Genomic DNA, 13,628 nt, shown 5'->3' with positions numbered 1-13,628 from the left:
GGTCTCACCGATCTTCGGCCGCGCCGGCCGTGAGGCGGGGCAGCGCAGCCGTGTGCGGGGGCCCGGATTCCATCGGGCGGCCCAACGGCGGCGCGGGTGCGGCGGGATCGGCCAGCAGGACGGGGACGAGCGTGTGCAGCGCGTCGACGGCCCGGCCGACGGCCTCCCGCACCGGTGCGCTCAGTCCCGGCAGGATGTCCTCGTCGCCCGAGGGCAGGACGGCGGGCTCGCAGGCGAGCACGAGGACGCGGGGCAGTGGCTCCTCGCCCAGGTGGGTGGCGAGGGCCAGCACCTTCTCCGGGTCGAGGCCGTGCGCCTCGGGCGCGACGCTCGCGTCGGGCGGTTCGGCCTCGAGCAGGGTGAGGGTGCCGGGCCGGTGCCCGCGCGTGGCCGCGTCGACCAGGACGGCGGTGGCGCAGCCGCCGAGCAGGGCGTAGGCGAGGTCCATGCCGCGGATGCCGAAGTCCCGCACCGTGGCGCCGGGGGGCAGCGGACGCCGGTCGAGGGCGCTGATCACCTCGGGGCCGAAGGCGTCGTCGCCGAGGAAGATGTTGCCGACGCCCGCCACGAGCAGCCGGCCGGGCGGGGCGCTCATCCGAGGTCTCCCGCGACCGGGGCCAGTGGCCGGACGGAACCGGCCGGCTTCTTGCGCACGAAGGCGGAGCGCAGCGCGTGGTACGGGGCTCCGGGGTCGAAGAAGACGGCGTGCATACGGGCGAGTTCCTCGCGCCGGTACTCCGCGAGCGGCCGCCGTGCCTCGTCCAGGCGGCGGGCCGCGTCCTTGGCGGCGATCCGCCGGGCGAGGTCCGGGGCGGCGGCGAGGTCCGCGGCCAGCCGCTCGACCTGGGGGCCGAACTCCCCGGGCGCGGCGGGCACCAGCCGGTCCACCAGTCCGATCCGGGCGGCCGAGGCGGCGCTGAGCGGCAGCGCCTCGCCGGTCAGCCGGTGCGCAAGGCCGTCTCCCACCCGGCGCGGCAGGGTGTAGGTCCAGAACTCGGAGCCGTACAGGCCCATGCGCCGGTAGTGCGGGTTGAGGACGGTGCCGGTGCGGCACCACACCTCGTCGGCGGCGAGGGCGAGCATGGCGCCGCCGGCGGCCGCGTTGCCGGGGAGCGCGGCGACCACCAGCCGGTCGGTGGTCCGCAGCACCGCCTCCACCAGGTCGTCCATGGCGTTGAGATTGATCCAGGACTCCTCGGCCGGGTCTTCGGCCGCCTCGATGACGTTCAGGTGGATGCCGTTGGAGAAGAAGTCCCGGTCCGGGCCGAGCACCAGTACGGAGGTGGGGCGGGCGAGCGCGTACCGGTAGGCGGTGAGCAGCCTGCGGCACTGCTCGGTGCTCATCGCTCCGCCGGAGAAGGCGAAGGTCAGGAAGCCCGTGTCGCCGCGCGTGCGGTAGCGGATGTCGCTCCAGGTGCGCCGGTCCGGGGACGGTTCCAGGGGGACGGCGTCCTCGGGCAGGCGGGGGGCGTCCGGGAAGGAGGCGAGTACGGAGGCGGCCGGGCGCCGGAAGGGCGCGGGGTCGCCGGAGTTTCTGCGCGGGCGCAGCTCCGGGATCCACACGGCGCCGTCGCGGGTGGCGCGGCAGACAGCGCCGGACCGGGTGGCGAGCAGTTCGCCGGGGCGGCCGCGGAGCAGGTCCTCGGGGTGCCCGCCGTGCAGGAACACCTCCCGGCCGAGGAGTTCGTCGAGGACGCCCGGCTGGGAGTCGGCGCCTCGCAGCTTGCGCAGTACGTCCTCGGTGCCGTCGTTCTCCCAGTCGATGCGGCGCCGTTCCTGCCGGAAGAAGTCGCGCCACACGATGTGCGGGGCGGTGCCCGGGTCGCCGGTCTGCGGGCGGGGTTTGTAGGAGGCGTCGGCGTAGCGGCGCACGGCGAGCAGGACGGCGGCCACGGCGGCGTCGGAGACCTCGTTGCGGTACAGATCGCTCTTGCCGACGGGCGGTACCGGGAAGGGTTCCGACGCCCAGATGTCGCCGGCGTCCATGGCGGCCTCGGCCTGGAGGACGGTCACGCCCCAGTGCGGGGCCTGTTCGGCGATCGCCCAGTCCAGTGCGGACGGGCCGCGGTCACCGGGCGGTCCCGGGTGCACGATCAGGCAGGTGTGGTCGCGCCAGACGTCCTCGGGCAGGGCCGATTTCAGCATCGGCGCGACGACCAGGTCGGGGCGCAGCTCGCGGACGGCGGCCCGGACCGGTTCGGTGCCCTGCGTGGCGAGCACGACGTCCACCCGGTGGTCCAGGTCCGACAGCTCGGCGTACACCCGTTGGGAGAGGCTGTTGAACGCGCTTGCGACGAGCAGAATGTCCATGACGCGGCATGTTCGCCCTTTCACGGGGTGCCGTGAAGAACCGGTGCGGCGTTTCGTCAGGGTCGGTCGGATACCTTCCGCCAACCGGCTCGCACGGCGCGCTTTCTGAACGTTCGGCGTCGCTTGGCGTTCGCCGGGGGCGGCGCGCGGCGGAAGCGGGGTTCGGCCGGCCGTCAGGCGGCAAGGGCCGGTCCGGCCGTCAGGCGGCGAGCGCCGGTCCGCCCGTGAGGCGGTCCAGGAGCTGATCGTGGTGCAGCGCGGCCACGGGGGCGAGCAGGTCGGGGTGGCGCAGCAGCGCGGCGGCACTGCGGTCGCCGTCGTCGGGAGCGAGGAGGCGCCGGAACTCCTCCGGCGGGCCGCAGGTGTGCTCCGAGCCGGCGAGTACGCCGACGGCCAGCACGGCCAGCGCGGGATCGGTCAGCAGGCCCGCGGCCCAGCTGGCCACCACCTCGTCGACCCAGGTGCGCCAGGCCCACTCCTCGGCCGTGCCGCCGCCGCCCGAGTCCGCGCCGGTCGCCCAGTCCAGGCGCATCGCGCCGCCGGGGCCGGCCATGGCGACCAGGGCCGCGTCGGTCTCGGTCGGGTACCGCAGCCACGCGGCGGCCGTCACGGCCTGCCGGGCCTGCGCCTCGCAGCGGGCCGTGGCCAGCGCGCCGCCGTTCGCCGGGTAGGCGCCCGTCAGCCAGCGGGCCGTCGCGGCGATGAGGGGGGAGAGATCTGTGAGCACTGCCGGGCCGTCCGAGATGAGTATGGGAACAGGGGGCTCCACGCCACGGTAGCCCCGGGCCGGGCGGCCGTGGGACGGCTGGGAAGTTCGTCATATGTGGCTTCGGCCACGTCACGGCGCGGCGGTGACGTGTGGCCCGGGGCGCCCGGGGAACCCGGGGCGGGCCCGCCGCCGGGCGAGGCGCGCACCGGGAGGCCCCATGACGACGGACGACGCACAGTACGACGACCGGGGCGAGGTGCCCCTGGCGGGTTACGCCGCTCTCGCCTCTGCGTTCGCCGCGGGCGTGGGCACGTACGCGGTGGTGGCCCGGCGCCGGGGCGTGCGGTTGCCGCGGGAGCTGCCGCCGTGGGACGTCGCCCTGCTGGGCACGGCGACGTACAAGGTGTCCCGGCTGCTGACCAAGGACAAGATCACCAGTTTTCTGCGCGCCCCGTTCACCCGCCGCGCCGACGAGGGCGAGGCCGGCGAGGTCATGGACGAGCCGCGGGGCACCGGCATGCGCAGGGCGGTGGGCGACCTGCTGGCGTGCCCGTTCTGCACCTCGGCCTGGGTGGCGACGGCTCTGATGTGCTCCTACGCCGCCTCGCCGCGGCTGACCCGGCTGGTCGGCGGGGGCTTCGGCGCGCTGGCGGTGGCGGACTGGCTGCAGTACGCGTGGACGTGGACCCAGCGGGCGGCCGACTGAGCCGGCCGCCAGGCCGGGCAGCCGGGCCGCCGCCCACGAGGAAGGAACCGGCCTGATGCATCACGACGAGATGATCGGAAAGGTGCGGACGCTGGCCCGGCTGCCCGACAGCGACACGGCGGAGCGGGCGACGCGTGCGGTGGTGTGCACGCTGTCGGAACGGCTGCCGTCCGGTTTGGCCCGCCATGTGGCCGCCCAGCTGCCACCGGACCTGGCGGCCCCCATGCGCCGGGCGGCCGACGAGGCCGGCGCCGACTCGGGTCACGCGGGTGAGCGTTTCGGTCTCGCGGTGTTCGCGGGCCGGATCGCCGACCGGGCGGGCACGGACGAGGACACGGCCCTCAGGGAGGCCGCGGCCGTTCTGGAGGTGCTCGACGCGGCCCTGGCCCCGGAGCTGACCGAACGGATGGCCGGCGCGCTCCCCGCGGACATCCGGGAGCTGCTCCCGGTGGAGCGCGCCGCGGAAGAGGGCGCGGAGTGAGAGGACGGTGACGGCCGGCCGGGAGCGGCCGGCCGTCACCGATGGTGCGGTACCCGTGTCCAGGGGCGCCGGAAGAACGGCCGCCGCCGGGCGTGCCGCGCTCCGGTCGGCCGGGTGACCCAGCGGTCCTCGACCTGGTCGAGGCCGAAGAGCAGCACGCCGAGCGCGGGAAGCAGCAGGAGTGCGACGAAGATCACTGGAGGGACTCCTCCCTGCGAGTAGGGCAGGCGAGTGCCCGTGCCGCCGCCGTCCCAACGTCCACGGTGTGTGAAGGTCCTGTGACGCCCCGGCGCGCCGGTGGAAACGGACGGCGCCGGGCGGGCACGGGCGCGTTGTGCCGGTACGGCGTCCGCCTGCCCGTAACGTTCTCGCCGGTGACCGATGGTCACACTTCGAGTACGGTGAGCGCACGGGAGGCCGGGTGGGCGGTCCGGGACGGCGGACGGTCCGGGGACGCCGGACGCGTGGGACGGTGCCGGGCAGCCGCCCGGCGCACTCCGTACGGCTGCCGCCGGGTGCCCGCACCGGACCCGACGCCGCGGTGGCGGCGCGGGTGGTTCCGTGGCTGCGGATCACCGCGGCCTACGCCTGGCGGCTCATCCTGGTCGGCGTCGTGGTGTACGGCGTCTTCACCGTGCTCGGCCGTTTCCAGCTCATCGCCGTGGCGCTGTTCCTGGCTCTCATCGTCACCTCGGTCCTGCGCCCGCTCGCCGATCTTCTCGGCCGTGTCCTGCCCCGGCCGCTGAGCGTCGCCGTCGCCCTGGTCGGCAGCCTGTTGCTGCTGCTCTCCCTGCTCGCCCTCGTGGGCAACGCGGTGGCGAGCGAGTCGGCCACGCTGGCGGGTGAGTTCCGCGGCGGGGTGCACCGGATCGAGCTGTGGCTGCAGCGCCCACCACTGCGGCTCAGCCCGGGCCGGCTCTCCGCCCTGGAGAACCAGGTGACGCACTACCTCGACGCCCACCGGTCCAGGCTGCTCAGCAGCGCGCTGACCCAGCTGGGCAAGGTGGTGGAACTGGTCACGGGCGGCGCGCTCGCGCTCTTCGCCTCGGTGTTCTTCATCCACTCCGGTGAGCGCCTGTGGTCCTGGGTGCGCGACCAGTTGCTGCCGAGCGGAGCCCGCGGCGCCTGGGACCGGGCGGGAAGCACGGCCTGGCGGACGTTCGCCGGGTACACCCGGGGGATCATCATCGTCGCGGCCACCAACGCCGTGCTCGTGGGCATCGCCCTGCTCGTGCTGCGGGTACCGCTGGCGCTGCCCCTGACGTTGCTGGAGTTCTTCGCCGCGTTCGTGCCCCTGGTCGGCTCGCCGGTGGCGCTCGGGGTGGCCACCGTGGTGGCCCTTGCCGGGCGCGGGCCGCTGACGGCCCTCGCCGTGCTGGCGCTCATCGTCGTCATCGGCCAGTTCGAGGGGCATGTGCTGCACCCGCTGGTGCTGAGCTGGGCGGTCCGCCTGCATCCGCTCGTCGTCGCCGTCTCCGTCATCGCGGGCAGCATCGTGGGGGGAGTGATCGGGGCGGTCGTGGCCGTCCCGTTCGTCTCGGTGGTCTGGGCAGTGCTGCGCGCGCTGCGGCCGGCTCCGCCCTGAGCGGGGCGGCCCGGGCATGGGCACCCGCTTCGGGTGGCACTCGGTGCGTCGTGCGTGGAATGCGATTGATGTGGCAAGGGGTACGGCGGGATCTGTCGGAGGCGGTGGCGGCCGTGCGCCGGGCCGCCGCGGGGCCCGGCCGGGAGCGGGATCTGGTGGTGCAGGCGCTGAAGGCCGCGCTGGCCGCCTGGGTGGCGTGGGCGGTGGCGGGCTGGTGGCTGAAGGCGCCGGTGGCGTTCGTCGCGCCCTGGGTTGCGGTGGTCCTGGTGGAGTCGACCGTGTACCGGTCCATCGCGCGCGGGCTGCAGCAGCTCGGCGCGATCGCGGCGGGCACGGTCGTCGCCACCGCGGTCGGGCTGCTGCTGAGCGACACGATGACCGCGATGGCGATCGTCCTGCCCGCGGCGATGCTGCTGGGGTACTGGCGGCGCCTGGGCAGTCAGGGGATCTACGCGGCCACCGGTGCCCTGTTCGTCCTGACCGGGGGGTCCGTGTCGGTCGGCACCTCGGCGGCCCGGCTCGGTGAGGCCCTGTTCGGCGCGCTGGTCGGCATCACCGTCAACGCGCTGATCCGGCCGCCGGTGTACCTGCGCGACACCAGTGCGGTGCTGCGGGGCGCCACGGACGAGGCCCACGACATCCTGCGCGACGTGGCCGACGGTCTGGCCGAGGGCCGTTGGGACGCCGAGGAGGCCGGGGCCTGGCACGAGCGCGCCCTGCGTCTGCGCTCCCGGGTGGACCAGGCCCATGCCGCGGTGGACCTCGGCAGGGAGAGCCTGCGGGTCAATCCCCGCCGCCGGAGGGGAGCCGCGGCGCCGCCCGGCAAGGGGTACGACGACGCCGTCCTGGTGCTGGACTACGCGGCCGTGCACACCGCGGGCGTGACCCGTACGGTGCTCGAGGCCGCCGCGCAGGACCGCCCGGCACCGAGGCCGCACCCGGAACTCGCCCGGCGCTACGCGGCGTTCCTGTACCAGACCGCCCACGCCCTGCGGCTCTACAGCCACAGCCGGTTCGGTCAGTCGAGCGAGGACGGGCTCTGCGAGGCCGTGGCGGACCTGCGCGACACGCTGGAGGAACTGCGCCGGGACCTGGTCCGTTCGACGACGGACGACCCCGACGACATCGCCACCTACGGGGCGCTGCTCGCCCAGGCCCACCGGCTGGCCGACCGCCTCGTCGTGCCGTCCTGATGCCGGCAGGGCGGCCGGCGCGGTCCGACGCCCGCCGCCGGCGGCACGTCAGCCCTTGGCGAGCGCGACGACCTTGTCCACCGACCCGTCGAACCTGTCGTGGTCGCCGACGGTCGGACCGGTGGAGGTGTACTGCCACACGGTGTACGCCGACCAGCCCGAGGGCAGTGTCCCCGCCGACGAGGCGTAACGAGCGATCCAGAGCGGGTTGTTCGCGCCGAAGCCGCCGTAGTCGCCGGTGCACTGGGTCCACCAGCTGGTGGCCGTGTAGATGACGGCGTGGCGGCCGGTGCGGGTCTTGTAGCGGTTCAGGAAGTCACGGATCCAGGTGACCATCCCGCTCTTCGACTTCCCGTAGCAGTCGTCGCCGTACGGGTTCCACTCGATGTCGAGCACACCGGGCAGGGTCTTGCCGTCCTTGGACCAGCCGCCGCCGTGGTCGACGAAGTAGTCGGCCTGGGTGGTGCCGTTGGTGGTGTCGGGGGTCGCGAAGTGGTAGGCGCCGCGGATCATGCCGGCGTCATGGGACCCGGTGTACTGCTGCGTGAAGTAGGGGTTGGTGTAGTACGTCCCCTCGGAGGCCTTGGTGTAGGCCCAGCGGACGCCGCTGTTCCACAGCGTCGGCCAGGCGACGTTGCCCTGGTAGCTGGCGACGTCCACGCCTTCGGTCTGGGTGGCCCGGGGGACCGTCGGCGTGGCCTCGTCCGTGGGACCGGTGCCGTCGTGGGTCAGTACTCCGATGCCCATGTAGGCGCTGCCGCGCTCGGGCGTGGACCCGCCGGCCGGGGAGGGCGCGGCCGCGGGTGTCGTCAGGGACAGCAGAAGGCCGGTCAGAGCGCCGGTGACGGACCAGCGTGAGCGGCGGCGATGAAGGGTTATATGGCTTCGCACGGGATCCATCTGACCCGGGGTCGGACCGGGCCGCACTCCGGATACGGCCGTGCGGTGTCACTCCGGCCGGACATTGGGCCATGCGGGTGCGGCGCTCAGCGGGTGCCCAGGGTCATGAGGACGGCGCCGAGGCGGGTGCCGTCCGGTCCCGCCCAGCCGCCGGCGACATGACCGAGCGGGTCACCGCCGGGAAGCGGCGGGTTCCCGGCGACGGGCACGGGGACACGGTGGACATGGAGGGTCGTGCCGTGCGGCGCGGGCAGGTGGGTGCCTCGTTCGTCGTCGGCGGGGTGAGGGGTGAGTTCGGTCCGGGGGAACGGCTCGCCGGTGTAGGCGCGGGTCACCTCCCGGTCGGGTGTGTCGGTGATGCTCTGCGCCATGGCCCCGGCCCGGCCCTCGATCAGCGAGAGCAGCTCGGTGACCAGCACCGGGTCGTGGCAGCCGTCGTAGACCCAGCGCTTGCCCAGCACACCGTGTTCCGAGGTGCCGATCAGCCCGTGCCCGTCGCCGGCCCGCGGGGCGCCGCGGTAGGTGAGCGGGACCAGGTAGGCGACCGGCTCGGGGCCGGAGGTGTCGGTGGTCACCATGAACTCGATCCCGACCTCGCCCGCCGGGTCGTCCAGCCGGAAGCCGCCTGACTTCTCCAGTTCGGGCGCGGCTCCCCCGCGGTACCAGGGGCGGGTGGGCAGCCATTCGGCGAGGAGTTCCAGCTTGGTCGGCGTGAGGGTGGTGCGGTGGATGACGGCCACGCGGCAACTCCTCCTGGGTCGCGGGGACATGGGCACCCCCAGCTTTCCACGTCCCCGCGACGGCGTGATCGGCTTCGCCGGGGGGCCGCCGAGGGCCGCCGGGCGGACCGCTTTCGCGGCGGACCGGTTTCACGGCGGATCGGGGGACATGCCGGACCGGGGCGCGGGTAGTCGGCTCTCGAATTGATCGACCTCGGCTTCGCACCAGGAAGGCGGATCTCATGCTGATGGCACACCCCGCGGTACTGAAGGACCTGATCGCCCAGTACGAGACCCTCACACTGCTCGGAGCCGAGGAGAGTACTCCGCAGGCCCGGCAGCGGCTGGCGGACATCGCCTACTCGCTGTGCGTGGCCACGGGGACGAAGGACGTCGACATGGCGCTGATCGCCGCCCGTCACCGGCTGTCCGGGGCCCGCCCCGAGGACGACTCGCTGGTGGGGCCGACCGCCGTGCTGGACCCGGCTCCCGCGGTGGAGCCGGCCGGCCTGACGGACCCGGCCGCCGTGGCGGAACCGGCGTCCGGGGTCTGACGGTACGGCCGCCGGGGCGGCGCGCGCATTCGTGCCCGCCTCTCCCCCGGCGGCCGCGAATGTTCCTTCCCGCTTATGGCCCGCGCGACCTACCGGGCGGTATACAGGCCCAGTTGAAACGCGGACCGCCGCTCGGGGCGGGGCCGTGTGCCCGCCCTCTGGGGGAGGAACCATGGCGAACGACACGCGCGCGGCCGACGGGGCGAGAGGGCGGCGGCGGACGACCGTACTGGGGACGGCACTCGGGGGCTGCGCCCTCGTCGCCGCCGCCACGGTGCCCGCCGCCGCCCATCCCGCCGGACACGGCCACGAGCTCACCTACGTCTCCCTCGGCGACTCCTACACCTCGGGCCCGCTCATCCCGCGTCAGGTGAACGCCGAATGCGGCCGCTCCGACCAGAACTACCCCTCGCTGCTGGCGTCGTGGCGCGGGGTGAAGTCGTTCAGGGACGTGAGCTGCGCCGGGGCCACGACGAACGAGATGTGGCAGGCGCAGGGCGGCAACGCGGCCCAGCTCGACGCGCTGGACCGGAACACCGGCCTGGTGACGGTCCAGATCGGCGGCAACGACGTCGGGTTCGGCTCGATCATCAGCACCTGCGCCCGTCTCGGCGCCCAGGAGCCGGCCGGCAACCCCTGTGAGCGCTCGTACAAGGCCGGCGGGTACGACCAGCTGGCGCTGAACGTCCTGCGCACCGCGCCGAAGATCGACCAGGTGCTGCGGGCCGTCCACCGGCGCGCACCGCACGCGCGGGTCCTCCTCGTCGGCTACCCGGACCTGCTCCCCGACGACGGCCTGGGCTGCTTCCCGGCGGTGCCGTTCGCGGCCAAGGACTTCCCCTACCTCCGGGACACCGAGAAGCGGCTGAACCTGATGCTGCGCACGGTCGCCGCGTGGAACCGGGTCGAGTACGTCGACACCTACGGACCCACGGTGGCCCACGACATGTGCAAGGCACCCGCCGACCGCTGGATCGAGCCGCTGCGACCGGCCGCGCCCGCGGCCCCCGCGCACCCCAACGCGCGCGGCGAGGACGCCATGGCGCGGGCCGTGCTGGACCGGCTGGGCCACGGGCGCGGGCGCGGCTGAGCACCGCGCGCGGCGCGGCGGCCCCGGCGCGGGCGCGCCGGGGCCGTCGTGCGGTCCGTGGGACTCAGCCGCCGAGCGCGGCCTGGACCACGCCCTTGGCCTCCTCCTGCACCCGGGCGAGGTGGTCGGGGCCGAGGAAGGACTCGGCGTAGACCTTGTAGACGTCCTCGGTGCCCGAAGGGCGGGCGGCGAACCAGGCGTTGGCGGTGGTGACCTTGATCCCGCCGATGGCGGCGCCGTTGCCGGGCGCCTCGGTGAGGATTCCGGTGACCGCCTCGCCGGCCAGGGTGTCGGCGGTGACCTGGGCCGGGGACAGCTTGGCGAGCAGCGCCTTCTGCTCACGGGTCGCCGGGGCGTCGATGCGGGCGTAGGCGGGTTCGCCGAAGCGGGCGGTCAAACCGGCGTAGTGCTCCGACGGGGTCCGGTCGGTGACCGCCGTGATCTCGGAGGCGAGCAGGGCCAGCAGGATGCCGTCCTTGTCGGTGGTCCACACCGAGCCGTCCCGGCGCAGGAAGGACGCCCCGGCCGACTCCTCGCCGCCGAAGCCGAGGGTGCCGCCGGCGAGTCCGTCCACGAACCACTTGAACCCGACCGGCACCTCGACCAGTCGCCGGTCCAGGTCGGCGGCGACCCGGTCGATCATCGTGGAGGAGACCAGGGTCTTGCCGATGCCGGTGCCGGCGGGCCACTGCTCGCGGTGCCGGTAGAGGTAGGAGATGGCGACGGCGAGGTAGTGGTTGGGGTTCATCAGGCCGGCGTCCGGGGTGACGATGCCGTGCCGGTCGGCGTCGGCGTCGTTGCCGGTGGCGATGCGGAACCGGTCGCGCTGCTCGATCAGCGAGGCCATCGCGTACGGCGACGAGCAGTCCATGCGGATCTTGCCGTCCCAGTCCAGCGTCATGAACCGCCAGGTGGGATCGGTGTGCGGATTGACCACGGTCAGGTCGAGGCGGTGCTGCTCCGCGATCCGGCCCCAGTAGGCGACGGACGCCCCGCCGAGCGGGTCGGCGCCGATGCGCACCCCGGCCGCGCGGATCGCGTCGAGGTCCAGGACGGCGGGCAGGTCGCCGACGTAGGCGCCGAGGAAGTCGTAGCGCCCGGTGCCGGCGGCGGCGAGCGCGCGGGCGTACGGCAGCCGCCGTACCTCCTTCAGGCCGCCCGTGATGATCTGGTTGGCGCGGTCCTGGATCCAGGACGTCGCGTCGGAGGCCGCCGGCCCGCCGCTGGGCGGGTTGTACTTGAAGCCGCCGTCGGCGGGCGGGTTGTGCGAGGGGGTGACGACGACGCCGTCGGCGAGACCGGTGTCGCGGCCCCGGTTGTGGGTGAGGATGGCGTGCGAGACGGCCGGGGTCGGGGTGTAGCCGTCCGCGCTGTCGATGAGCACGGTCACGTCGTTGGCCGCGAACACCTCCAGCGCGGTGACCCTGGCGGGCTCCGACAGTGCGTGCGTGTCGGCGCCGAGGAACAGCGGCCCGTCCACGCCCTGTGCCGCGCGGTACTCGCAGATGGCCTGGCTGGTGGCGGCGATGTGGTCCTCGTTGAAGGCGCTCGCCAGGGACGAACCCCGGTGTCCCGACGTGCCGAACGCCACCCGCTGGCCTGGGTCGGCCGGGTCGGGGCGCAGCGCGTAGTACGCCGTGACCAGCCGGGCCACGTCGATGAGGTCCTCAGGACCGGCCGGCCGTCCGGCTCGCTCGTGCGGCATGAGTCCGCTCCTCCGCATCGGTGTGATCGATCGCTCGGGGTTCATCTTTCCCCGTCGGGGCCCCGGCGTGCGAGTGCGCCCGCACGGAGCGGGGCGCACCGGCCCCGGACTGCCCTATGATCCGCTTCTCCGACGATCATCTTCAGCCACGCTCCCGTGTGCCCCCACGACAGGCAGGTACCCGCCCGTGTCCGGACCCACCGTCAAGGCCCCCTGGCCGCTCGCCCGTTTCGCCCAGGCCGCCGTGGCCGCGGCGGCCGTGGCGGAGGTCGCCCGCGCCGTGACCGTGCGCGCGCACGCGCTCCATCCGCTGGACACGTCCGGGAGCACGTCGGGGCGGGTGTCCCAGGTGTACGTGAACCTGATGATCGTCGCGGCGGCGCTGTTCCTGGTCTGGTTCACCCGCTCCCGGCGCATCGCACAGTCGCTGTCCCCGAGCCCCCTCCCGGGCTCGGCCCCGTGGGCCGTGTTCTCCTGGCTGATCCCGGTGATCAACATGTGGGTGCCGCGAGGGCTCGTCCTCGACGTCCTCCGCGCGAGCGGCCCCGGCGCGGCCGGGCGGCGCGACCGAGTGCTGGTGAACGTCTGGTGGGCGACGTGGATCGGGCACGCTCTCGTCGCCGGGGTGAGCGGCGGGCCGGGGCAGGGGGCTTCGCTCGCCCTGCTCCTGGTGGCCGAGGGGCTGGAACTGGCCGCGGGCGCCCTGGCGATCGCCGTGATCCAGCGGGTCACGGCGCGGCAGGCCGCCGCGCTGGGATCGACGTTCCCGGTCCCGGGCGCCGCGAGCCTGCCGCGTCTGTCGTAGCGGATCGGCCGGGGGGCCTCAGCCGATGTGGTAGCTGTCGCCGTACACCTTCCAGTCCAGCGGCGTGTTCAGGTCGAGGTTGCCGTTGCGCAGGAAGACCCGCTGCGCGGTGTCGACCCTGCTCGTGTCGCTGTGCGCCTCCTCCTGCTTCATCGCCCACACCCGCGCGTCGAGGAAGGCGTTCAGGTACGCCGTCTCGCCGCCGCCCTGCGCCGGCGGCCTGGCGCTGCGCAGGGCACGGCGCCGGATGCCGCGGAAGCCGGTGGGATCGTCGCCGTCGCCGTGCATGACGATGGCGTCGTAGTAGGCGAACTGGCCGAGGGCGCGCAGTCCGTCCGCCTTGCCCTGGGCGACGGCGGGGCCGAAGTAGACCCGGTCGCGTTCGTCGTTCTGCGCCTGCTGGAAGGCCGGGTCCTGGGCTGCCCCGCGCCAGTCCCGGGTGTAGTCGGGGTCCAGGCCGTCGTGCGAGTCGGTGCCGTCGACCCGGCGCAGGGCGGGCAGGTACCGGGCCAGGACGTTGCCCGGCCTGCGGTCGGTGTAGAGCTGGACGAGGTCGAGCATGTCGCCGGTACCGGAGCAGAAGCCGATGATGCCGGCGGTGTAGCCGCGTCCGTCGCCGATGTCCTCGATGTACTTGTACTGGGCCTTCCAGTCGAGGGACGAGTTCTCGGCGCTGGAGACGAGCCGCATGGCGATCTCCTTCTTCGCCGGGTCGTCGAGGCCGGGCGCGGCGGCCGAGGCCCGCCCGGCGCCCGGGACGCCGGCGAGCAGGGTGCCGGTGGCGGCGGCGCCCAGCAGGGCGACGGCGGTGCGGCGGGAGAGGCGGGTGTGGGCTGCCGGCTGGCGGTCTGTGTGCGCCACAGGGGCTCCA

15 protein-coding genes are annotated in these 13,628 nt (G+C 74.3%); 7 read left to right on the top strand and 8 right to left on the bottom strand.

The features are described from left to right. Positions 1-4 precede the first annotated feature (4 nt). The 3 genes from AB0924_RS24840 to AB0924_RS24830 form a co-directional block, all read right to left on the bottom strand. On the bottom strand, positions 5-595 hold the full coding sequence (locus AB0924_RS24840; protein ID WP_358932702.1) for a hydrogenase maturation protease: 591 nt from the start codon (positions 593-595) through the stop codon (positions 5-7). Continuing rightward, complete coding sequence (locus AB0924_RS24835; RefSeq protein WP_366912552.1) at positions 592-2,310, bottom strand: enoyl-CoA hydratase-related protein; 1,719 nt, start codon at positions 2,308-2,310, stop codon at positions 592-594. The genes AB0924_RS24840 and AB0924_RS24835 overlap by 4 nt, the downstream gene beginning before the upstream one ends. Before the next feature lie 199 nt (positions 2,311-2,509). Beyond that, a complete protein-coding gene (locus tag AB0924_RS24830; protein WP_358932706.1) occupies positions 2,510-3,037 on the bottom strand; it encodes a hypothetical protein in 528 nt (175 codons plus the stop codon). Between the two features lie 199 nt (positions 3,038-3,236). On the opposite strand from AB0924_RS24830, the gene AB0924_RS24825 reads away from it, so the two are divergent. Together AB0924_RS24825 and AB0924_RS24820 are read left to right on the top strand one after the other, a co-directional pair. Next, positions 3,237-3,725, top strand: a complete 489-nt coding sequence (locus AB0924_RS24825) for a DUF1360 domain-containing protein (protein WP_366912551.1) — start codon at positions 3,237-3,239, stop codon at positions 3,723-3,725. A gap of 55 nt (positions 3,726-3,780) precedes the next feature. Further along, positions 3,781-4,206: a DUF2267 domain-containing protein gene (locus AB0924_RS24820; RefSeq protein WP_358932710.1), complete on the top strand. Its 426-nt coding sequence runs from the start codon at positions 3,781-3,783 to the stop codon at positions 4,204-4,206. 35 nt (positions 4,207-4,241) lie between these two features. Here the strand turns inward: AB0924_RS24820 and AB0924_RS24815 are convergent, their stop codons facing one another. Beyond that, positions 4,242-4,403 carry a hypothetical protein gene (locus AB0924_RS24815; protein WP_358932712.1) on the bottom strand — a complete coding sequence of 54 codons (162 nt, stop codon included), beginning with the start codon at positions 4,401-4,403 and terminating at the stop codon, positions 4,242-4,244. A gap of 275 nt (positions 4,404-4,678) precedes the next feature. Here AB0924_RS24815 and AB0924_RS24810 point away from each other — a divergent pair, with 275 nt between their 5' ends. Both AB0924_RS24810 and AB0924_RS24805 read left to right on the top strand, forming a co-directional pair. Next, positions 4,679-5,791, top strand: coding sequence for an AI-2E family transporter (locus tag AB0924_RS24810; RefSeq protein ID WP_366912550.1), 1,113 nt, complete (start codon positions 4,679-4,681; stop codon positions 5,789-5,791). Between the two features lie 68 nt (positions 5,792-5,859). Then, complete coding sequence (locus AB0924_RS24805) at positions 5,860-6,984, top strand: aromatic acid exporter family protein (protein WP_366912549.1); 1,125 nt, start codon at positions 5,860-5,862, stop codon at positions 6,982-6,984. A 48-nt stretch (positions 6,985-7,032) separates the two neighbouring features. Here AB0924_RS24805 and AB0924_RS24800 read toward each other — a convergent pair whose 3' ends face one another. Together AB0924_RS24800 and AB0924_RS24795 are read right to left on the bottom strand one after the other, a co-directional pair. Further along, on the bottom strand, positions 7,033-7,884 hold the full coding sequence (locus tag AB0924_RS24800; protein WP_366912548.1) for a lysozyme: 852 nt from the start codon (positions 7,882-7,884) through the stop codon (positions 7,033-7,035). Positions 7,885-7,970: 86 nt separating this feature from the next. After that, entirely contained in the window at positions 7,971-8,624 is a 654-nt protein-coding gene (locus AB0924_RS24795; protein ID WP_366912547.1) for a 1,4-alpha-glucan branching protein, read from the bottom strand. Positions 8,625-8,845: 221 nt separating this feature from the next. Here AB0924_RS24795 and AB0924_RS24790 point away from each other — a divergent pair, with 221 nt between their 5' ends. Both AB0924_RS24790 and AB0924_RS24785 read left to right on the top strand, forming a co-directional pair. Next, on the top strand, positions 8,846-9,157 hold the full coding sequence (locus tag AB0924_RS24790) for a DUF5133 domain-containing protein (RefSeq protein WP_358932722.1): 312 nt from the start codon (positions 8,846-8,848) through the stop codon (positions 9,155-9,157). Positions 9,158-9,329: 172 nt separating this feature from the next. Continuing rightward, entirely contained in the window at positions 9,330-10,247 is a 918-nt protein-coding gene (locus tag AB0924_RS24785) for an SGNH/GDSL hydrolase family protein (RefSeq protein ID WP_366912546.1), read from the top strand. Positions 10,248-10,311: 64 nt separating this feature from the next. On the opposite strand, the gene pgm is transcribed toward AB0924_RS24785, so the two are convergent. Then, positions 10,312-11,952: a phosphoglucomutase (alpha-D-glucose-1,6-bisphosphate-dependent) gene (gene pgm / locus AB0924_RS24780; RefSeq protein WP_358932727.1), complete on the bottom strand. Its 1,641-nt coding sequence runs from the start codon at positions 11,950-11,952 to the stop codon at positions 10,312-10,314. Positions 11,953-12,139: 187 nt separating this feature from the next. Here pgm and AB0924_RS24775 point away from each other — a divergent pair, with 187 nt between their 5' ends. Next, positions 12,140-12,757 carry a DUF4328 domain-containing protein gene (locus AB0924_RS24775; protein ID WP_366912545.1) on the top strand — a complete coding sequence of 206 codons (618 nt, stop codon included), beginning with the start codon at positions 12,140-12,142 and terminating at the stop codon, positions 12,755-12,757. Between the two features lie 18 nt (positions 12,758-12,775). Here the strand turns inward: AB0924_RS24775 and AB0924_RS24770 are convergent, their stop codons facing one another. Continuing rightward, on the bottom strand, positions 12,776-13,618 hold the full coding sequence (locus tag AB0924_RS24770; protein ID WP_358932731.1) for a chitosanase: 843 nt from the start codon (positions 13,616-13,618) through the stop codon (positions 12,776-12,778). Positions 13,619-13,628: the final 10 nt, after the last annotated feature.

The organism is Streptomyces sp. NPDC047869 (assembly GCF_040704065.1).
Classification (GTDB): domain Bacteria; phylum Actinomycetota; class Actinomycetes; order Streptomycetales; family Streptomycetaceae; genus Streptomyces.
The sequence above is the reverse complement of the archived record's forward strand: the minus strand, read 5'-3'. Positions and strand labels throughout refer to the sequence as shown.

Excerpts from the sequence above, each read along its gene's own strand:
- AB0924_RS24840 (WP_358932702.1), bottom strand. The coding sequence starts at position 595 with ATGAGCGCCCCGCCCGGCCGGCTGCTCGTGGCGGGCGTCGGCAACATC.
- AB0924_RS24835 (WP_366912552.1), bottom strand. The coding sequence starts at position 2,310 with ATGGACATTCTGCTCGTCGCAAGCGCGTTCAACAGCCTCTCCCAACGG.
- AB0924_RS24825 (WP_366912551.1), top strand. The coding sequence starts at position 3,237 with ATGACGACGGACGACGCACAGTACGACGACCGGGGCGAGGTGCCCCTG.
- AB0924_RS24820 (WP_358932710.1), top strand. The coding sequence starts at position 3,781 with ATGCATCACGACGAGATGATCGGAAAGGTGCGGACGCTGGCCCGGCTG.
- AB0924_RS24805 (WP_366912549.1), top strand. The coding sequence starts at position 5,860 with ATGTGGCAAGGGGTACGGCGGGATCTGTCGGAGGCGGTGGCGGCCGTG.
- AB0924_RS24800 (WP_366912548.1), bottom strand. The coding sequence starts at position 7,884 with ATGGATCCCGTGCGAAGCCATATAACCCTTCATCGCCGCCGCTCACGC.
- AB0924_RS24790 (WP_358932722.1), top strand. The coding sequence starts at position 8,846 with ATGCTGATGGCACACCCCGCGGTACTGAAGGACCTGATCGCCCAGTAC.
- AB0924_RS24785 (WP_366912546.1), top strand. The coding sequence starts at position 9,330 with ATGGCGAACGACACGCGCGCGGCCGACGGGGCGAGAGGGCGGCGGCGG.
- pgm (WP_358932727.1), bottom strand. The coding sequence starts at position 11,952 with ATGCCGCACGAGCGAGCCGGACGGCCGGCCGGTCCTGAGGACCTCATC.